Origin of the sequence: Asaia prunellae JCM 25354 (assembly GCF_000613885.1) — a bacterium.
GTDB lineage: Bacteria > Pseudomonadota > Alphaproteobacteria > Acetobacterales > Acetobacteraceae > Asaia > Asaia prunellae.
The window spans coordinates 86,665-105,734 of the sequence record NZ_BAJV01000011.1; the positions used below are offsets into that span (position 1 = coordinate 86,665).

The following is a 19,070-nucleotide window of genomic DNA, read 5'->3' on the forward strand; positions in this document are numbered from 1 at the left end:
CGCAAGAACAGTCACACGGCAGTGACAGAGCTACAGCTCCGTGGATGTCACGGCGATTCGAAAAGGAAATAAAAGATGCGTCGTCTGCCTGTGATGTTGTCGGTCTGCGCCCTTGCAGGGCTTGGTGCCTGTACAAACGGCTCTGATCGTGACCGCTACCCGGTCTTTTTCGAGCCCGCATCGACGGCAATCTCGCCGACGGCGCAGGGGATTATCGACAAGGCGGCTGCTGAGGCGCGCAATAATCATGCCAAGACGGTCGAGGTGATTGGGCACGCCGGTGCTCATGGCAATCTTTCTACCGATGAGATGCTGTCTGTCGAACGTGCCAAAATTGTGGCGGCAGCGCTGACCAAGGCTGGTGTTGGTGACGCCCAGATCACTCAGATCGCGCATCCTCCCAAGAATAACGAAGATGCAAGTATTGCTTCACGACTGGTGACGATTGAAGTCGATCCCTCGACGCCCTGAAGCGTCAATCCGATGGTTCGCAGCGCTCTTTGACCGATACTGATCTCTCTTCCCTGACTAAGGAAACCTGCGAAACTCCTGACGCGGTGTTACACCGCGTTTTCGGCTTTACCGCTTTCAGGGGGCAGCAGGAGGAAGTCATCAATACGGTCATGGGCGGTGAAGACGTGCTCGTGATCATGCCAACGGGCGGTGGCAAAAGTCTCTGCTACCAGGTGCCTGCATTGTGCAGGCCCGGTATGGGGATTGTTATCTCGCCGCTGATTGCGTTGATGGATGACCAGGTTGCAGCCCTGCGCCAGCTCGGCGTCAATGCCGCTGCACTTCATTCCGAAGTTGCTCCGGACCGCCTGGACCAGACACGCGCTGATCTGCGTGAAGCGCGTATTGATCTGCTATATATTTCACCCGAGCGTCTTGTCTCGCCCGGCACAGCGCGCTGGCTGGCGCGTAATCCTGTCTCTGTTCTGGCCATCGACGAAGCCCATTGCGTTTCGGCATGGGGGCATGAATTCAGGCCGGAATATCGTTCTCTGGCCGATCTGCCGAGCATTTTCCCCGGCGTCCCCCGGATTGCGCTGACTGCAACCGCAGATTCGCGCACGCAGGATGATATCCTGCTTGCTCTGGGTATGCCCGATGCAAAACGTCTGACATCAAGTTTTCATCGTCCAAACCTGTTTCTTGCAGCTTCACCGAAGGGGTCCGAAACCAGACAGGTGCAGGAGGCGCTCGCGCCCCATCGTGAGGAGGCCTCGATCGTCTATTGCGGCAGCCGGAGCCGTACCGAACGCATGGCCAGGAGCCTGAGGGAGCGTGGTTTCAATGCCCTGTCTTATCATGCAGGGCTGTCTTCCCAGGAAAAACATGCCACGCTCATGCGCTTCAGAAGCGGCGAGCCAATGGTGATTGTTGCAACAGTCGCTTTCGGTATGGGCATCGATCGCCCCGATGTGCGCTGCGTCGTCCATCTCGATATGCCAGCCTCGCCCGAAGCCTATTATCAGCAGATCGGTCGGGCCGGACGTGACGGTGAACCTGCAGATACGCTGCTGCTGTATGGCGGTGAGGACATGGCGCGCGCGCGCCACTGGCTGGAACAGTCAAGTGCACCTGACACCGAAAAGCGCGTGATGCAGGCGCGTCTTGAAAGCATGATTGCCCTGACCGAAACAGTTGGCTGTCGTACCCAGGCGCTTCTGGCCTGTTTTGGTGAAGCGCTCTCTGCCCCATGCGGTCATTGTGACAATTGCCGTAACCCGGCCCAGACTTTCGACGGTACTGAAGCCGCACAGAAAGTATTGTCCGCCATCTACCGGACCGGTCAGCGCTTTGGTGCGGTTCACCTTACAACTGTTCTGCGTGGCAAGCTGACCGAAGCCATTGAACGCCATGCCCATCAGCATCTTACCGTATTCGGTGTCGGCAAGGAGCATTCCGAGCAATGGTGGCGTGGTGTGATCCGTCAGTTGATTGCACGAGGAGCGATCAGGATGAGCGGTGAGCATGGTGCGTTGGGACTCGATGTCGAGGCTGCCCGTCCCATTCTTCGTGGTGAGGAAAGTCTGCGTCTGCGCATGGATCCTCTCAAGCCGTCAACAGGCTCAGCAAGAGCTCCGTCAGCGACGACGCTGGTCGATACGCTGGACGAACACGAGCGCCATCGTTTCGAGGCCTTGCGTCGCTGGAGACGCGACGAGGCGCGGGAGCAGGAGATTCCGCCCTACGTCATTTTTCATGATGCCGTGCTGACCGAGATCGCCCGTGAGAATCCGGAGAGTGTCGAAGAGCTCTCGGTTATCAAGGGCGTCGGTGCGTCGAAACTCAAACGCTATGGCGATGCCGTGATCGCCGCTCTCGAGGAGTCCTGACGCAGTAGCCAGTCAGACCGGTCCTATTCCTTGAGTTTGAAATTGACGGTTGTCGAGCTGCCGCCAAGATATCTGAATGTCATGGGAACAGTGTCACCCACCTTGATCGTATCCGGAAAATTGCGGCAGATCAGATGGTAGCCCCCTTCGGGAAAGACCATCGTCATGTCACCGGGTATGGTGAAATGTGAGAAGAGACTCGCCGTATGACTCGTGACTTCCTGTTCGCTATGAAAGGCGTCGATATCAGCGCAGTCGGGTGAGGTTACTCCTGAAATCAGATGCGCCTCATGACTTTTATTGACGATGGTGAAGTACGCGGCTGCCAGGCCCGGGTAATGAGGGGCGCGACGCATCCAGCCCTCAATCGTAATGTCGCGATTGGCATTTTTCTGCCCCGGCAGATTGTTGTCGTCGGTCTGGGCGTGTCCGGCAGACGGGGCAATTACTGCTCCTGTCATGCAAACCGACACGAGTGATGCCAGAATAGCTTGCACTCTTCTCACCAATACGCTCCTTTCTGCCCCCGGTCCGCAGGGCCGGGTTCGCACCATTATCTGCCCATCAGGGGGAAACTCTCATGAATTGTCCGTTCTGCGGCCATGAAGATACGCAGGTCAAGGATAGTCGTTCGACAGATGATGGTGCGGCAATACGCCGCCGTCGTGTCTGTGCGGGTTGTGCCCAGCGTTTTACGACAATTGAACGTGTGCAATTGCGTGAACTTGTGGTGACCAAGATGGATGGCCGACGCGTGCCTTTCGACAGGGACAAGCTGGCGCGATCGATCCGTATTGCGCTGCGCAAGCGCCCGGTTGAGGAAGAAAGACAGGAGCGTATTGTGAACGGGCTGGTAAGACAGCTCGAAGCTTCGGGTGAGGCAGAAATTTCTTCGTCGCGTATCGGCGAATTGGCCATGGATGCATTGCGCAGCATCGATGGTGTCGCTTATGTGCGCTTTGCAAGTGTATATCGCGATTTTCGCGAAGTAGAAGCTTTCTCGAAGCTCCTGACGGATATGCGTCCAGGCGAGGAGGGAGGTCTCCTTCCCGCTATTGGCGAGCGCGAGAAAGACAAGGAAGCAGGAAAATGACCGACGAAGCCCAGACCAAGAACCCGCCCAAGCGCTCGCGCACTGTCGCACGCGTTGCGGCCGTTCAGGCGTTGTTCCAGTGCGAACAGGGTGGTGAAAACGCCGAAACGGTCATCAATCAGTTTCAGCGTCATCGTCTTGGGGGCAGCGTGGGCGACGGTTTTGAGGAAGGGTATGTTCCTGACGCCGACTTCCGTCTCTTTGGCCTTATCGTCAAAGGGACGACTCTTGCCCAGGATCGCATTGATCAGGCTCTTTTGGGCGCTCTGCCGACCAACTGGCCGCTATCGCGTCTTGACCCAGTGCTGCGTGCGCTTCTGCGCGCAGGGGTGTGGGAGCTGGGGGAGGATATTCCGTCACGCGTTGTGATCAACGAATATCTCGATGTGGCTCACGGTTTTTTCTCGGGTGATGAGGCTCGTCTTGTGAATGGTGTGCTTGACACGCTCAGCAAGGCCCGTGATGCCGGAAAAGACAGTGCGAAAGAGGGCGGAGCCGACGCTTCCTGAAATGAGCGGCGGCGAATTCGACTTCATTGAGCGTTTCTTCAAGCCGCTTGCTGGCGAAGGAGCGCTTGGACTGAGCAACGACGCAGCGCTGTATGAGGTGTCTCCTGACAGACAGCTGGTCCTCTCGACCGATACGCTTGTCGAGGCGGTGCATTTCCTGCCTGATGATCCGGCCGAGACGATCAGTCGCAAATTGCTGCGTGTCAGCCTTTCCGATTGTGCAGCGATGGGGGCGGAACCGAAAGCCTATCTGCTGAACATCAGTCGCCCCAGTGCGTTTGATGACCAATGGTTTGCCAGTTTCAGCACGGGGCTTGCTCTTGATCAGGCACAATATGGTGTGCGGCTGCTCGGAGGTGACACCACGGGTACACGCGGTCCGCTTGTGCTGAGCCTTACTGTTCTGGGCGAGGTGGGACGCGGGAAGGCGGTCAGCCGCTCTGGTGCGCAGCCGGGCGACACTCTCTGGGTAACGGGGACAATCGGGGATTCGGCACTCGGATTGCAGGCTCTTCTGGGCGAGATCACCGATCCTGACGGGTATCTTGCGGCCCGTTATCGTATTCCCCAGCCTCGTGTCGGTTTTCCGCTCTCGGATTTTGCAAGCAGCGGCATGGATGTATCTGATGGGTTGATCCAGGATGCAGGGCATCTGGCCCATGAAAGCGGCGTGAAAATCGAGATTAATGCCTGTTCCGTGCCGCTATCCTCTCATGCCCGTGCGGCAGGCGTTGCCTGGTTTGAGACCTGTCTGACAGGCGGCGATGATTACGAACTTCTGTTTACGGCTCCCTGCGAGAAGACCGTGCAGATCAGGGAGGCCGGAAAAGCCTTTGGTCTGGCCGTCACGCCCATAGGGCGTGTGAGTGACGGACAGGGCGTGTCTCTGCTCGATGATGAGGGAGAGAAATGTCTCTTTCCCGCAAGGGCTGGCAACATTTCTGACCCTGACCGGGTCAGAACGGCCGGTTGATCAGGACAAGGCCCGATCAATGTCCTTTTCATAAAGACGATGGATCTTGTTCGGTTCGGGAACAAGTCTCTTCACAAGATTGAGCATGGGCGTGTTGGTATCAAGAATCCAGCCAAGCTCGACGGATTTGTAGGGAAGCGTTGCACGCCGGCGTATCAGCTCATCAATCGCCAGTGAGGGCATGAGTGCGCCAAGAACTGTACCGCGCATCTTGTGTGAAACACCGAGCAAAATGACCCGTGCTGAGTCGAAGCGATGCGACAGCAGGCGTGTTCCGAGTCTGGCCCAGCCGAGCAGGGAAGGGGTACCATCGATATCCGGTATGATATCAAAGATATTCGGGACCACCAGTGCCATGGCAGCAGGCTCACCGGCATGATCGATCTGAACGTAGTGTTCGGGGCGCAGGACCAGCTTGAGCTGTTCGATCAACCCCGCCATCTCGTAGGACTGAAGCGGGACGAAGTTATAGGTGCCTGCCCAAGCATCATTATAAAGAGAGCGAAGCACCTCACCTTGCGCTGTAATTTCCCTTTTGGAGAGGTGCGATACTGTGACATCCCCGAGCTTGCCTTGCCCCGGTTTGAGCGCACCGGGAACGATATGGCGGTCATCGAGGTCATCAGTAAGATCAAGCTTGAATGTCAACAGATCCCGTGTGGGTTCGAAGCCAAGGGCCTCGATGAGGCCATGCAACTCAGGCGGATGCCATGGGGTACCAATCATGGGCGATTGCGTCTGCCCCTGTATCATGAGACCCGATTCACCATGATAGCCTAACGTGACAGGACCACGCATGCGGTTCATGCCCTGATCGCGCAGCCAGAGCTCTGCCGTATCCAGAAGCGCCTTGACGATTTCCGCTTCGGGCAGGGCATCAAGTGCGCCGAACCAGCCGATTTTTTCGTCCCAGGCTTCGAGCGCCTTGCCATCCACGACAGCTGAAATACGCCCGACCGGCATGCCGTTGCGCCAGGCCATGAAGTAGCGAACGGACGCATGGCGGAAGATGCCATTGCGTTTCGGATTCAGAAGGTCGTTCTGCTCCATATCGAGAGGTGGCATATAGCCGTCCTGCCCCTTGTAGAGCAGGCGAGGAAGCCGGATGAAGAGCTTGAGATCCCTCCGTGACGTCACCGGGCGAATTGTCAGGCCGTCATCTTCATGATCATGATCTGGAGAGCGGGCTGCGACCGGAGCGTCATGCCGCGGCCTGACCGCTTTTGCCTCACCGAAAGAACGAGGGGTGACCGATCGGTCAGCGATAAGCACATCAGTGACAATCTGGCGGGAATCTGCTGCGTCCGGCAAGGTGAACTCTCTGTTGCAATAGGCCGGTTGGACCTGATGGCTTGACCGGAACATATCTTAATTGACGAAAGCGCGTTGAATGTCACGTCCAGAACGGTTTGCAAAGCCAGAGTTTGTTCCTGGTCATACCCTTATCACGGGGGCCTCAGGTGGTCTCGGTCAGGCGTTGGCCCTGCATTATGCGCGTTCCGGAACCCATCTCACACTCTGGGGACGCAATCTGCAAAAACTTGAAAAGCTTGCTGCTGCCTGTAGTGCCAAGGGGAGCACCGTTACCGTTCATGCTTTGCCGCTGACGGATCTCGATGCCGGGATCGCTCTTTTCCGGGAGGACGACACCCGAAAACCTGTCGATCTGCTCATTCTGAATGCAGGTGTCTCTGATATACGCCCCTATGGCGCGTTGACTGAGAGTATTGAAAGCGTCAAAGAGGCCGCCTTGGTCAATTATGCCGCGCCGGTAACGCTGGCGACTGCGGCTGCTTCTGTTATGGCGCCGCGACATTGTGGACGTATTGTGCTGATCGGGTCTGTCGCAGCACATCATGATCTGCCGTTTGCCACCGCCTATAGCAGCTCAAAGGCCGGTCTTGCACGATTTGCCACCAGTCTTCATGCAGCAATGACACCCCATCAGGTAGGGGTAACGCTGATCGAGCCCGGGTATATTGATACGGCGATGAGCCGTCGCCTTGAAGGTGCGCGGCCATTTCTTGTTTCTGCTGAAAAAGCAGCAGCGCTTATTGCTCAGGCGGCGGCGTCGAAACGTGCTGTTGTAATTTTTCCCGGTATCTTTGCTTTGCTCAAGCTGGTGTCGCTTCTGGTACCGCGGGCAATTGCTCATCGTCTGTTGCGTCTCGCACGGGTCAAACAGAACGCTGCGTAAGGGATATTTGTGATGCCAGGTGTTGACGCAGACCCTATTGCCTGCAAGTTCTGCGTCACGAATTGCCGGATTTTCAATCAAACCTGACTCTCGTTCGGGTATTGCCCCCTGTGAAATGGAGCATGTCATGCAGGATATTGTCACTGTCGATATTGGAGGCACAAACGCACGTTTTGCGATTGCCAGGGTCGATCAGGGGCGTGTCGTCGAGCTTGGTGAAGCAACGACTCTCCGCACGGCAGATCATGCAAGCCTTGCTCTTGCCTGGGAAGCTTTCGGTCGTGCGATCGATCGCGAGCTGCCATGCTATGCTGGCATCGCCATAGCCTGTCCCATCCAGGGTGAAACCCTCAAGATGACGAATAACCCCTGGGTTATCCAGCCAGCCATGCTGGCTGAGCGTCTTCATCTGGATGACTTTACCCTTGTGAATGATTTCGGTGCGGTCGGTCATGCTGTGGCCCAGATCGATGACCGTTATCTCCGTCATCTCTGCGGTCCAGATCGGCCTTTGCCCAGTGAAGGAACGACAACAATTGTCGGTCCGGGGACCGGGCTCGGGGCTGCTTGTCTCTTGCGTCGCAAGGGCCAGTATTTCGTGATAGAGACTGAGGGCGGCCACATCGATTTCGCACCTCTGGATGAATTTGAAGACAAGATTCTCCGTGCCCTGCGCCGTCGTTTTCGGCGTGTGTCTGCAGAACGGATTGTATCAGGTCCCGGTCTGACCAATCTTTATGAAATCATCGCTGAAATGCAGGGGCTGCCTATCACCATGCGTGACAACAAGGCCTTGTGGGAAATGGCGATGGAGGGGCGGGATTCTATGGCAGCTGCCGCACTGGAACGCTTCTTCCTTTCTCTTGGCGCTGTTGCAGGTGATCTGGCTCTGGCCCATCGCGCGCAAGGGGTGGTGATTGCGGGCGGGCTTGGACTGCGTGTGGCTGACAGATTGCCGCATTCCGGTTTTGCAGAGCGTTTTATCGCCAAGGGTCGGTTTGAGACCATGATGAGCGATATGCCTGTGAAAATTATAACCCATCCCCAGCCCGGCCTGTTCGGGGCTGCGGCCGCTTTCGCCTCCGAGCATCCGGAGCTCTGAGGACAGAATATTTTGTGTCATCCTAATAACAAGGGAATATGACAAAAAAAATTCGAGAGTTTCTGAAAACACAGCTATTCAGTATGTGTGAAGAGCCCGGCTATAGGTCGGGCTCTTTTTATTTGGCAGGTTGTTCATAACTGCGTGAGGCAGAGTCAGGCGAGACAATAGTTCTTTTGAACGCGTCTTGATGTTAAGCGGGCAAGAGTACTTGTGCAAAGCCACAAACCTTGTTTATACCGTAAAAAATTACAATTATGTAATCCGGTATCTCCACCAGGTGAATGGACATAAAGGCCAGATATGAAAATCGTTCCGGACACTGATTTGGTGGATCCTGCACACAAGACAGCCAGAGCCACGCCCTTTTATTATCACACCTATTTCCAGGTGATCTTGGCCATTGTGGCAGGATCTTTGATTGGCCACTACGCACCCCATACCGGCCAGGCTTTGCAGCCCTTTGGCGACGGATTCATCCGTCTTGTCAAAATGATCATTCCCCCGGTGATTTTCCTGACGATTGTGACTGGCATTGCCGGGATGCGCGACCTGGGGGCCGTGGCCCGCGTTGCAGGAAAAACGTTTTGCTATTTTCTTTTCTTTTCAACTCTGGCGCTGGTTGTTGGCCTCGTAACTGCAAACGTTATCCGTCCCGGATCTGGCATTCATGCGAAGATTGGCGAAGCAGGTCATCATGCAGAAAAGCTGGATAAATATATAAGTAAGGCGCACGATAGTAATGTCGTGGATTTTGTCCTTAATATCATTCCTGACACCTTTGTTTCCGCATTTACGAGTGGAAATATTCTTCAGGCGCTTTTTGTTGCCATTCTGACAGGAATTGGTCTTGCCCTGATGGGTGAGCGAGGCGCGCGTATCTATGGCGTGCTTGAGGAAGTCTCGGCAGTTGCGTTCCGCATTGTCTCTATTCTGATGAAAGCCGCTCCGATCGGTGCTTTCGGCGCCATGGCCTATACGGTCGGAACATACGGGGCAGGTAGCCTTGCTGATCTTGCGACGCTGATCGTCACTTTCTATCTGACCGCTATCATTTTCGTCGTGGTCGTTCTGGGACTGGTCGGGCGATGGCAGGGTTTTCGATACTGCGCCTGATTGCCTATCTGCGGGGTGAACTGCTTCTGGTTCTGGGGACATCGTCGTCGGAGAGTGCTCTGCCGAGCCTCATGAACAAAATGGAACGAGCCGGGTGCCCCAAAAGCATCGTCGGGCTTGTCGTGCCGATGGGTTATTCTTTCAATCTGGACGGTACGAATATCTACATGACGCTTGCGGCATTGTTCATTGCTCAGGCCTATGACATCCATCTCAGTCTTGGTCAGCAGGCCCTGCTTCTCGGCATGGCGATGTTGTCCTCAAAAGGGGCAGCAGGTGTCACCGGGGCAGGGTTCATCACCCTGGCCGCTACGCTTTCAATCCTGCCGACGATTCCGGTTGCCGGTATTGGTCTGATTCTTGGTGTCGATCGCTTTATGAGCGAGTGCCGAAGCCTGACAAATTTCATAGGCAACGCAGTGGCGACCATTGTTGTGGCCCGATGGGAGGGCGTACTGGACCGTAAAGCCCTAGCATACGCTCTCAGCGGTCATGGTGAAGATCCCGGCGCGCCGTCCTTGACGGCCGAGTGAAGAGCAGGATCTGATCTGATGGAAAACTGGATGCGGTATGTCCAACGGTCCAGCGCGCCGAAGGTGGCAATGCTTGCGTTCTGCATCATGACTGGCGGGTCGTCGGGTCATGCGCAGGGTCTTAATCCGGCTCCCGAATTGCCATCCCAGACACGGGCTCCCGCTGAACCTGCGGTCAGTGCCTATCCGGCACCAGCGGCGGGCGACGGGCTGACGACATCGGGTTATAACCTGTCACGCTGCTGAAGACTGGACGAAGATGCGCGACGCCAAAAATCGCCGTGATATTCTCGATCGACTCAAATTCATTCCGCTCAGCAAGGCGCAGAACATCTATCTGACCTTCTCCGGCGAAATGAGATTACGTCTGAATCAGACAGGCAATCCGAATCTGAAAAAAGGGCCAGCACAGCGTCAGGATATCATGCGCCTCGTTGGGGGTGCCGACCTTCATATCACGCGGTATTTTCGGGCATTTGGCGAATTGGCTCATGGTGGTATCTCTGGGCCGAATATCGGTGTTCCAGCGGCGAGCATGCGTAACAAGCTCGTGCTACAGCAATATTTTGCCGAGGCTGATGCGCCGTTTCCTGGTCTGCATGCCGGGATACGTTATGGGCGTCAGGAGTTCACCGACGGTGCCAATCTCCTGACGTCACAGCGCGACAACAACACGCTGCGCTTTGCTCTCAATGGCACGCGTTTCTGGCTACGTGGCAAGAAAATCAGGGGAGATTTCTTTGATTTTCATTATACGCGTCTTGGTCGCGGCGGGGTTCGCGACGATGTGCTCAACCGTGATATCCGGTTTTCCGGCGGTACGGCCGGGCTCGTGATCCCGGAAAATTTCCTAGGTAAATCCAGGCTGTACCTTGACCCCTTCATATGGCGCCTGCGTAACAGGCATGCCTTATGGGGCGGTGCTGCGGCGCGGGAGGAGCGCCTCTATTACGGTGTCCGGTTATGGGGAAATATCGACCGGCTGACTATTGACTGGGTCGCCAATTATCAGGGTGGCCGTTATGATAGTCGAAAGATAGAAGCGTTTCAGGTCTTTCTGGCCCAGACCTGGCGTCTGGGCAGCAAGAGTACGGCGCCACGTCTTGGCCTGCATGGTGATTATGCCAGTGGCGGAGGCGGTTTTGGCAAGGGAACCCTGAGAAACGCCTATGCGCCCTTTGGTAATAATATTTACTACAGTTATCAGCTCTTTCTGACGCCGACCAACCTGATTGCTCTGGCGCCGAACGTGACGGTCTCTCCGATAGAGAGCCTACGTCTGACATTCGAACATCAATTCGCCTGGCGAGCCAGTCTGACCGATGCGGTCTATCGCGCCAACGGTTCTGCTTTTGCCGGTACCCAGAAAACCCATGCCCGTCGGGTCGCACAATCGACCCGTGTGCAGGGCGTCTGGACCTGGACGCCCCGGTTGAGTTTTACAGGGCGCTACGAACATCTCCAGGCTGGACCGGCACTGACACGTGCGGGGTATTGCAGCTCGGATTTCGTGGCGGGATGGGCAAATTACCGGTTCTAGGCCAATCTTTCCTGCAAGATCCGACCGGCTCCATGCCAAGTGGCTTGCGCAAATGAATCAGCGCAAGCCAAGGCGTGTCTGGTAAGTAACCGGAAAAAGTGAAAGGGCTCGCAGCCAGGGGGTTGTGTCAGCTCTGTCATCCAGCAGGACATTATCGACACCACAGCTGCGCAGGAATTGCGCCTGATCCGCGATGAGATGACCTTCAGCCCGGATTTCCCCAGAAAACCCGTAATATTCGCGTAGGGCGCGAGCCTGGGAGAAGCCGCGCCCGTCGCGGAATATTGGAAAAGTCACGATGATGAGATCAAGATGGTCAAGTGCTGTACCCAGCGTCTCAACATCGAAATCCGGTGTCAGACGGATGGCACGGGTTGATTCTGTCATCTCGGCGACTGGCACGACTTCCAGGTTCGCAGGGGCGGGGTGTCTGGCCGGAGCAAGGTCAAACTGTTTCATAAGCCGCTTCCTTGAAGGGGGCGTCGCCAAGACGTGTCAGTGTGTCGAGAAACTGCTCGCCCTGTTCACGCACACTCAGATAGCGATCGACGATACGGGCGATGGCATCAACCATATCATCTTCCGGCAAGGCCGCCCCGAGTATGTCACCGGTACGTGACAGTGCATCATCGCGACCACCCAGAGTGATCTGGAAAAACTCCTCACCACGTTTGTCAACACCAAGCAGGCCGATATGCCCGACATGATGATGGCCACAGGCATTGATGCATCCCGAGATATTGATGCGCAGTTTGCCGATCTCTTCCTGCAACGCATTATCCCAAAGCGTGCACTCAGTTTCTGGGCGATCGGAATGGAACGTGCATTGGCGAGTGCGCAATAATCCAGACCAGGGCATGCGACGATATCGCCAATCAGTTCATGATTGGCGTCGGCCAGTCCGATTTCATTGAGTACCTCCCACAGCTCCAGCAACTTGTCCTGTGCTACATGGGCAAGGACGACATTCTGGAGATGGGTGACACGCAGCTCACCAAAGGAGAACTGGTCAGCAAGATCCGCCAGCCGGTCGAGTTGATCTGATGTGGCGTCACCGGGGATTCCACCAGCAGGTTTGATCGAGACCGTTACGGCAATACGGCCAGGTGCAAAATGCGGATGCGTATTGCTGCGCACCCACCGGTCAAATGCGATATTGCCCTGTCTGTCATTTCTGAGGCGCGCTTCCGCGTCGGGTGAAGCTGTCAGATCAGGCGCTGCAAAACGTGCCCTGATCGCGGCCACTGTCTCGGGTGCAAGGCGATAATGTGCCGGATTCATCAGGGAAAGTTCGTGTTCGACTGCCTTGCGGTAGCCCTCGATACCGAGCGCCTGAACGAGAATCTTGATACGTGCCTTGTAGATATTATCACGTCTGCCATAGGCGTTATAGACACGGAGTACGGCTTCAAGTGTCATCAGCAGATCGGCTTCGGGTACGGAGTCGAACAGTTCGTGCCCGACAAGGGGGGTGCGACCAAGCCCTCCGCCGACGAAAATGCGAAAGAGCGGTCCGTGCTCACCGGGGCGGGCCAGAATACCGATATCGTGGAAGCGAGCCGCCACACGGTCATGCGGGCTGCCGGAAATCGCGATCTTGAATTTGCGGGGCAGAAAGGTGAACTCGGGATGAAGGGTCGACCACTGACGCAGGATCTCAGCGTGAACGCGTGGATCCATCAACTCGTCAGCAGCTGCGCCCGCAAACTGATCGCATGTCACATTACGTATGCAATTACCGCTGGTCTGGATGGCATGCATATCGACATCGGCAAGCTGTCGCAGGATCTCAGGTGTCTCTTCCAGCTTGATCCAATTGAACTGGATATTCTGTCTGGTCGTAAAATGCCCGTAATTACGATCATAATGGCGTGCAATATGGGCAAGTTTACGCATCTGGCGGGAATCCAGCACGCCATAAGGTATGGCAATGCGCAGCATGTAGGCATGAAGCTGGAGATAGAGGCCGTTCATTAGACGCAGGGGTTTGAATTCGTCTTCGGTCAGTTCACCGCTCAGGCGGCGCTGAACCTGCCCCTCGAATTCAGCAATACGCGAAGCCAGAAACTCGCGATCGGCAGTCTGATACTGGTAGTGGCCGACAGGCGCATTCATGCGTCCAACTCCGTAGCAAATTGCGGGTGCACAGTCGGGCCAAAGGCCCTGATTCGCTCTCTCACACTGACAGGCTCAGCTGGTATTCCGGGACGGACCACAACTTCGTAGACACCGACCACACCATCACTCTGCGCTGATTTTATGGCAGTTTCGAGTTCAGCTTCGTATGTTTCAGGAGAGAAAATGGCGGCATGAACAATCGAACGCTGCCAGAGGCCATGGCTGTCGCGCCAGACAATATGTCCGTCGAGCAATCTGTTGGCCGTCAGCACGAGTGCCTCGCCAGCGCCTATGCGTATCGCCCGTTTCATGGTCGCTCCCGCCCTGTCTGAGCTTTTCACTGAGTGGATTATAAACTATCCACGATAATCGTGTGTTTATATCACAGGAAACCGTGTCAGGAGCAAGGCGCTAATCCACGCCTTTTTGCAGGAAATTGCATGATAGCCTCTTGCAGCCTGGTAAAATTCTCGCATACCGGTGCCTTGAACTTCTGTGGAGCTGAATCGATGCAGGATCGCTCACCCCTGTCGAAAGAAATTTTTCGCAATGCCATGGCACGCCTGGCCAGTGCGGTAACGATCATCACCACTGATGGCGAAAACGGGCGTCACGGCTTTACGGCTTCAGCAGTCTGCAGCGTATCCGATGAGCCGGCGACCCTGCTTGTGTGTGTGAATCGCACTGCATCGACTCACGCCCATCTGGTGCAGAACGGGCTTCTGGCGATCAATATTCTCGCCCATGAGCAGGAGGAACTCTCGACGCTTTTCGGCAGCTCGCGTTTTGATATGCAGACCCGCTTTGCCTCGGGCTCCTGGCGTAAGGGAGAGATTGGCATGCCAGTGCTTGAGGGTGCTCTGGTTTCTCTCGAATGCCGGATCAGTCTCACTCAGGAAATCGGTACGCACAGCGTGTTCTTTGTTGAACCGCTTTGCGCTGAATTTACCCAGGAAGAGGCATCGGGGCTTGTATGGTTTGACCGGGCCTATCGCCGCGCCTGAGCTGACAGGATGTGAGACTATGGGAGACAAGCCTGTGAAACAGGCTCGATTCCTCAGATATGCTCCAACAGAGCTTCGATCGTGTCGATCTGAAAAGCCTTCTGTATCAGGCTGCGCCCTGTGATCAGGGCACGACGTCGCGCTTCGATTTCACTCTCCCGGTCCCGGGCAGCCTCATAATCGGCAACCTGAGCAAAACCGATTGTTCGTCTTACCAGTTCAAGTCCGGCAAATCCGGCACTGTCATGCATGACCTGCTGCAAGAAACGCTTGCGTTCTGCAGCGCTTGCAGCGGATCCGGTAAGCGAGCCCATGTCACCACGTCCTGTTCCGGTCTCCCATCGTTCGAGATAGGCGTGCCGGAAGCTTGACCAGAACAGGGCGATCTCGTCACGCATCCAGTCTTCATGCTCCGGTTGAGCATAGGCATTCATGACCAGATTGGCGAGAAACATGCCAAGATCGAATCCGATTGGACCATAAAGCGCAAATTCTCCGTCGATGATCCGGACGTCATCTCCCGAGATCATGACCGATCCTGTATGCAGATCGCCATGAAGAAGAGACTGGCTGTTTGCAAGAAAGCGTTCCTGCAGACGCTCTACGGCTGAATGAAGTGTGCCGTCTTCCTGCAAGGCTGTAACCAGATCGTCCAGATCGGGGCTGATCCAGCGATTACGGGAGCACTCGCTGCGATAGGGGTCGGTAAGAACCAGATCAACTGTAATACGGGTCAGTGCCAGATTACGCGAGAAGAGATCCCGTATCGCATGGACATCCTCGAAGGGAAGGGCGCGCCATGATGTCGCGTAGCCTGCATGTCCCACAAACTCACCGATCCGTGCGGCAAAACCGGCGGGGGCGATTCCGGTGATCAGCGCATGACGCAACACGTGATGGGTCGCAAGATTTTCCATCACAATCAGAAAAAGCCCTTCATCGAGATGGTAGAGTTCAGGAATCTGGTGGCCGATAGCCGGGCTTACAGCCTGCATCCAGCGGGCTTCGAACAATGTGCGTTCAAGGGGCATGGCCCATGCAGGATCAACACGGACATAGGGCAGGGATTGCTTGCAGCAGACGCTTCCTGACAGGCCGGATACGATGAAGACTGTATTGAGATTGCCGTCGCTGACTTCGCGCGCGGTCCAGTCGATCGCTTCACCACCGAGACGGGATTTTACAGAAGGCAGCGTCGCGAGATAAGCGATCAGGGTCGAGGCTGTGAAGGGGCGATAGGCGCTCATGGGACCAGTTGCTTCAGCAGGGCGCGTGTCGTTGGTAGAACGCGCGATTTGAGCAGGGTAATCGCCTGCAGGTCGTGACATTCCAGCATGTCATATTCATCATTGGCGTTGCATCGCCATGCAGTTTCTATGGCAGCAAAACTCTGGTTCGTGTGGATGGTAAAACCGAGATCAACGATCCGGGTTGTATCGTGTTCGCAAGCCAGAAGGGCCCCGTCACTGAGACTTCCCCGGTCAGGCCGATTTCCTCTTCCAGTTCTGTGAGAAGTTGCGTCTTGAGATCCACGCCCTCGTTTCCCAGACGGGACTCGACGCTTCCGGCAGGTACGCCTTGCCAGAAACCGGGAAGATAAAGGGAGTCCGGATGGCGTCGCCCCAGAACAATTCCTTCGGGACAGATCAGAAGAGCGGTTACGGCGAGCGACCGCAAATTCAGTCGGGTGGCAAGCTCGGGCGAGCGCATTTGCGCCAGAACCCAACGATATTCGCACCAGAAGCCTGAGAGAGAGCTTTCTCTCAGCTCCGAAAGGCAGAAGACGCGCCCGTTATAGAGCCTGGGGTGCTTTTGCAGCGTTTGCTGCCAGACAGCTTCGATCCCCTGTTCTACTGCCGTGTCCAGAAGGGCGGGAGCAGAATGACAGGTGATCGACAGATCCGCAGAAAGCGGCGTGAGATGCCAGTTCTGTTCGGTAGGATTCATGAGAGTGCCTCATTGGCGCCAAGCAATTCATCCAGCTCGGCATAAAGAGCTTCACTCATGTTGCGGGCGCATGAACGGGCATTGGCTTGCAGCTGAAGTTCAGAGGTGGCGCCAGCAATTACGCTGCCTGTGGCGTCGTGTCGTAACAGCCAGCCGAAAGCAAGATCTGCAAGGCCACAGCCGTGACGTTCCGCAAGAGCCGTCAGTGTGTCGAGAAGCGTCCAGACCGAGGGATTACGGTAACGCTCCTGCAGATAGGTCCAGGCGGCGAGGCGGGATCCTTCCGGAGGAGAGGCATCCTGTCGGTATTTTCCGGTCAGCAGTCCCGAAGCGAGGGGGAAATACGGGAGCAGTCCAAGGCTGAAACGTCTCAGGGCAGGCAGGAGGTCGGTTTGGGCCTTGCGTTCAATGAGAGAGAGCTCATCCTGACAGCAAATGATCCCGGCCAGTCTGTCGCGGCGGGCAATATGGCAGGCATCGGCCACTTGCCAGGCGGGAAGATTTGATACGCCTGCATAGCGGATCTTTCCGGCGCGAGTGAGATCATCCAGCGTATGAAGCGTCTCTTCAATCGGGGTGCGCGGATCAGGGCAATGCAACTGGTAGAGATCAATCCAGTCTGTTTTGAGCCGCTTCAGACTCGCGTCGACTGCCTGCATGATATAGCGACGCGACGCGCCTGAGGCGTTTCCCGCCTCATCTGGTCCATCGACCATTTTCATGCCGAATTTTGTGGCCAGAACAGCCTTGTTCCGTTTGCCGACGAGGGCATTACCCAGCGCCTCTTCGGAGGCGCCGGGATAGGCGTCGCGACGGCCATACATATCAGCCACATCGAACAGGGTAACGCCCATATCGATTGCGGCATCGACAAGATGGCTCGATCGGACATTATCGATGCGACCGCCCAGATTGTTACAGCCAAGCCCGAGTTCTGACACGATCAGGCCTGATCTTCCCAGAGAGCGATAACGCATGCCAGTCTCCTCATCTTTCAGGTAAAGTCTAGATCAGCCGTCCCTGCTTGCAAAATCGCTTTTCGAACAAGTGCCGTGCCCAGAAGTCAGGGTAGAGAGAGTCTGACAGAAACGGGGCAATGATCCGAGAGAGTCAGAGCTGTATCCCGAGGTGGGTAGATCAGAACACGCAGACTATCCCTGACCAGCCAGGCACGTGCTGCCCCACCAAGCAGAATGTGATCGATAAAGTAGTTTCCACCCTCGCAGGGACTGGCAAATCCGCTCGTTGTCAGGACCGGTTTCAGGCTTCCGGTCATTTTCAGGAAATAGGGATCGTGCAGGGTCAGACGTCTGTTGAAATCACCAAGGACGACATAGGCCTCTCCCTTGTTCTCACGTGCTGCCATCCAGTCGGAAACAAGGGCGATCTGCTCGCGCAGAATCGGACAGGAATGACCGTTTTCGTTCCAGAGCCGATCCCAGCAGCCTGATTTGAGATGGACCACCAGTATATGCAGGGTCTGAATGCCATTGCCTATCAGGACATCGAGCCCGGGACGCAGGGCGTGGCCACCGTGAATGGGAGACCGGTCGAAAGCCGGTAATTCATCATGAGCCAGTATATGCCACGGGGGCTGGAGTACCAGGCCGATATTCTGGGCAATAGGTGCCTGACTCAGGATCAGTGTCTTGTCTCGAGAGGGAAAGAGCCGTCTGAGTGCGGCAAGGTCGCTGACTTCCTGTACGGCGAGGATATCAGCATTCAGACGTTGACCGATTGCGGCAAGTTCTGACCAGTCACGCAAAGACCGGTGCGGAATATCACGCGGTAATCCCGGGGTAGGAAGAAGAGTCAGCCAGTCGAGATTCCAGGTCGCGATCTTGACTGGCGCGGCTTCCACCGTCCGGGACAGTGCCCAGACGATGAGAAGCAGTAAAGGGAGGCGATCAGCCCGTAATGCCAAGATCGCCGAGCACATCACGCACTGTGCGTTCCTTGCGGGTCTGCTCATCGATTACGACGACCTGACCGGTGCCGATATCGTAGAACCAGCCCTGCAGAGCGAGTTCGCCTGCAGCCAGCGCGCCAACGACAGCAGGATGGGTGCGCAGATGAGCGAGCTGGAGCAGTACGTTCTGCTGGGCGAGTTCACGTACGGTTTCCGGACCGGCATCCTCGGCCTTGAATGGTCCCAGTGCTGCACGCGCTGCTTCGGCATTACGCAACCAGCGCTGAACTGTCGGCATGGCGTCGAACTTGGGATTGTTGAGGTCGCAGAGTGCGCCCATGGCACCGCAATTCGAGTGCCCGCATACGACAATATGCTTCACCTTGAGTACGAGCACGGCATATTCGATGGCCGACGATACAGCTCCGAGCATCTCACCATGCGGGGGCACGATATTGCCGACATTGCGCACAATGAACAGGTCACCCGGTGCGGTCTGGGTGATCATGCTCGGATTGATGCGGCTATCGGAGCAGGTGATGAACAAGGTGGAGGGTGACTGGCTATCGGCGAGGCTCTCAAAGAGTTCGCGATGCTCCTCATAAACCTCGTCGTCGAAATGCTGTACGCCCTTGAGCAGGGTGATCAAGCTGTTTTCGATTTCAGTTTTCATCAAGACCTCATCTG

19 protein-coding genes and 2 pseudogenes are annotated in these 19,070 nt (G+C 56.0%); 11 read left to right on the forward strand and 10 right to left on the reverse strand.

Annotation, left to right across the window (positions count from 1 at the left end; genetic code table 11):
- Nucleotides 1–75 precede the first annotated feature (75 nt).
- Nucleotides 76–471, forward strand: a complete 396-nt coding sequence (locus JCM25354_RS10595) for an OmpA family protein (RefSeq protein ID WP_025885999.1) — start codon at nucleotides 76–78, stop codon at nucleotides 469–471.
- Nucleotides 472–500: 29 nt separating this feature from the next.
- Entirely contained in the window at nucleotides 501–2,342 is a 1,842-nt protein-coding gene (gene recQ, locus JCM25354_RS10600; RefSeq protein WP_025886000.1) for a DNA helicase RecQ, read from the forward strand.
- A gap of 23 nt (nucleotides 2,343–2,365) precedes the next feature.
- Here the strand turns inward: recQ and JCM25354_RS10605 are convergent, their stop codons facing one another.
- Nucleotides 2,366–2,848: a copper chaperone PCu(A)C gene (locus JCM25354_RS10605; RefSeq protein ID WP_159103480.1), complete on the reverse strand. Its 483-nt coding sequence runs from the start codon at nucleotides 2,846–2,848 to the stop codon at nucleotides 2,366–2,368.
- A gap of 74 nt (nucleotides 2,849–2,922) precedes the next feature.
- On the opposite strand from JCM25354_RS10605, the gene nrdR reads away from it, so the two are divergent.
- Genes nrdR through thiL form a run of 3 tightly spaced genes read left to right on the forward strand, consistent with a single transcriptional unit; the run spans nucleotide 2,923 to nucleotide 4,917 of the window.
- Nucleotides 2,923–3,435 carry a transcriptional regulator NrdR gene (nrdR, locus tag JCM25354_RS10610; protein WP_025886002.1) on the forward strand — a complete coding sequence of 171 codons (513 nt, stop codon included), beginning with the start codon at nucleotides 2,923–2,925 and terminating at the stop codon, nucleotides 3,433–3,435.
- The gene (gene nusB, locus JCM25354_RS10615) at nucleotides 3,432–3,944 is read left to right on the forward strand and encodes a transcription antitermination factor NusB (RefSeq protein ID WP_025886003.1); all 513 of its coding nucleotides are present in this window, start codon (nucleotides 3,432–3,434) and stop codon (nucleotides 3,942–3,944) included. Before nrdR ends, nusB begins: the two co-directional genes overlap by 4 nt.
- Nucleotides 3,913–4,917, forward strand: coding sequence for a thiamine-phosphate kinase (gene thiL, locus JCM25354_RS18260; protein WP_408734993.1), 1,005 nt, complete (start codon nucleotides 3,913–3,915; stop codon nucleotides 4,915–4,917). Before nusB ends, thiL begins: the two co-directional genes overlap by 32 nt.
- Here the strand turns inward: thiL and JCM25354_RS10625 are convergent, their stop codons facing one another.
- Nucleotides 4,918–6,069 carry a hypothetical protein gene (locus tag JCM25354_RS10625; protein WP_035447478.1) on the reverse strand — a complete coding sequence of 384 codons (1,152 nt, stop codon included), beginning with the start codon at nucleotides 6,067–6,069 and terminating at the stop codon, nucleotides 4,918–4,920.
- A gap of 238 nt (nucleotides 6,070–6,307) precedes the next feature.
- Between JCM25354_RS10625 and JCM25354_RS10630 the strand changes: the two genes are divergently transcribed.
- The 5 genes and pseudogenes from JCM25354_RS10630 (at nucleotide 6,308) to JCM25354_RS18270 (ending at nucleotide 11,405) form a co-directional block, all read left to right on the forward strand.
- Nucleotides 6,308–7,114 carry an SDR family NAD(P)-dependent oxidoreductase gene (locus JCM25354_RS10630; RefSeq protein WP_025886005.1) on the forward strand — a complete coding sequence of 269 codons (807 nt, stop codon included), beginning with the start codon at nucleotides 6,308–6,310 and terminating at the stop codon, nucleotides 7,112–7,114.
- Nucleotides 7,115–7,241: 127 nt separating this feature from the next.
- Nucleotides 7,242–8,216, forward strand: coding sequence for a glucokinase (glk, locus tag JCM25354_RS10635; protein ID WP_025886006.1), 975 nt, complete (start codon nucleotides 7,242–7,244; stop codon nucleotides 8,214–8,216).
- A 303-nt stretch (nucleotides 8,217–8,519) separates the two neighbouring features.
- Nucleotides 8,520–9,865, forward strand: a pseudogene (dctA, locus tag JCM25354_RS18265) (C4-dicarboxylate transporter DctA).
- A gap of 30 nt (nucleotides 9,866–9,895) precedes the next feature.
- Nucleotides 9,896–10,111, forward strand: a complete 216-nt coding sequence (locus JCM25354_RS21700; RefSeq protein WP_199899943.1) for a hypothetical protein — start codon at nucleotides 9,896–9,898, stop codon at nucleotides 10,109–10,111.
- 13 nt (nucleotides 10,112–10,124) lie between these two features.
- Nucleotides 10,125–11,405: an alginate export family protein gene (locus tag JCM25354_RS18270; protein WP_051537356.1), complete on the forward strand. Its 1,281-nt coding sequence runs from the start codon at nucleotides 10,125–10,127 to the stop codon at nucleotides 11,403–11,405.
- A 57-nt stretch (nucleotides 11,406–11,462) separates the two neighbouring features.
- On the opposite strand, the gene JCM25354_RS10650 is transcribed toward JCM25354_RS18270, so the two are convergent.
- The 3 genes and pseudogenes from JCM25354_RS10650 to JCM25354_RS10660 form a co-directional block, all read right to left on the reverse strand.
- Complete coding sequence (locus JCM25354_RS10650) at nucleotides 11,463–11,864, reverse strand: DUF934 domain-containing protein (RefSeq protein ID WP_025886007.1); 402 nt, start codon at nucleotides 11,862–11,864, stop codon at nucleotides 11,463–11,465.
- Nucleotides 11,851–13,520: pseudogene (locus JCM25354_RS18275) on the reverse strand (nitrite/sulfite reductase). Before JCM25354_RS18275 ends, JCM25354_RS10650 begins: the two are co-directional and overlap by 14 nt.
- A complete protein-coding gene (locus JCM25354_RS10660; RefSeq protein WP_025886008.1) occupies nucleotides 13,517–13,834 on the reverse strand; it encodes a DUF2849 domain-containing protein in 318 nt (105 codons plus the stop codon). The pseudogene JCM25354_RS18275 and the gene JCM25354_RS10660 overlap by 4 nt, the downstream one beginning before the upstream one ends.
- Nucleotides 13,835–13,963: 129 nt before the next feature.
- On the opposite strand from JCM25354_RS10660, the gene JCM25354_RS10665 reads away from it, so the two are divergent.
- Nucleotides 13,964–14,527 carry a flavin reductase family protein gene (locus JCM25354_RS10665; protein WP_243444026.1) on the forward strand — a complete coding sequence of 188 codons (564 nt, stop codon included), beginning with the start codon at nucleotides 13,964–13,966 and terminating at the stop codon, nucleotides 14,525–14,527.
- Between the two features lie 53 nt (nucleotides 14,528–14,580).
- On the opposite strand, the gene mtnK is transcribed toward JCM25354_RS10665, so the two are convergent.
- From mtnK to JCM25354_RS10690, 5 genes are all read right to left on the reverse strand, one after another.
- Entirely contained in the window at nucleotides 14,581–15,855 is a 1,275-nt protein-coding gene (gene mtnK / locus JCM25354_RS18280; protein WP_243444027.1) for an S-methyl-5-thioribose kinase, read from the reverse strand.
- A gap of 46 nt (nucleotides 15,856–15,901) precedes the next feature.
- Nucleotides 15,902–16,474, reverse strand: a complete 573-nt coding sequence (locus JCM25354_RS18285) for an NUDIX hydrolase (RefSeq protein ID WP_051537357.1) — start codon at nucleotides 16,472–16,474, stop codon at nucleotides 15,902–15,904.
- Complete coding sequence (locus JCM25354_RS10680; RefSeq protein WP_025886010.1) at nucleotides 16,471–17,451, reverse strand: aldo/keto reductase; 981 nt, start codon at nucleotides 17,449–17,451, stop codon at nucleotides 16,471–16,473. The genes JCM25354_RS18285 and JCM25354_RS10680 overlap by 4 nt, the downstream gene beginning before the upstream one ends.
- 86 nt (nucleotides 17,452–17,537) lie before the next feature.
- Entirely contained in the window at nucleotides 17,538–18,413 is an 876-nt protein-coding gene (locus JCM25354_RS10685) for an endonuclease/exonuclease/phosphatase family protein (protein ID WP_243444030.1), read from the reverse strand.
- A complete protein-coding gene (locus JCM25354_RS10690; protein WP_025886012.1) occupies nucleotides 18,382–19,056 on the reverse strand; it encodes a carbonic anhydrase in 675 nt (224 codons plus the stop codon). The genes JCM25354_RS10685 and JCM25354_RS10690 overlap by 32 nt, the downstream gene beginning before the upstream one ends.
- Nucleotides 19,057–19,070 lie beyond the last annotated feature (14 nt).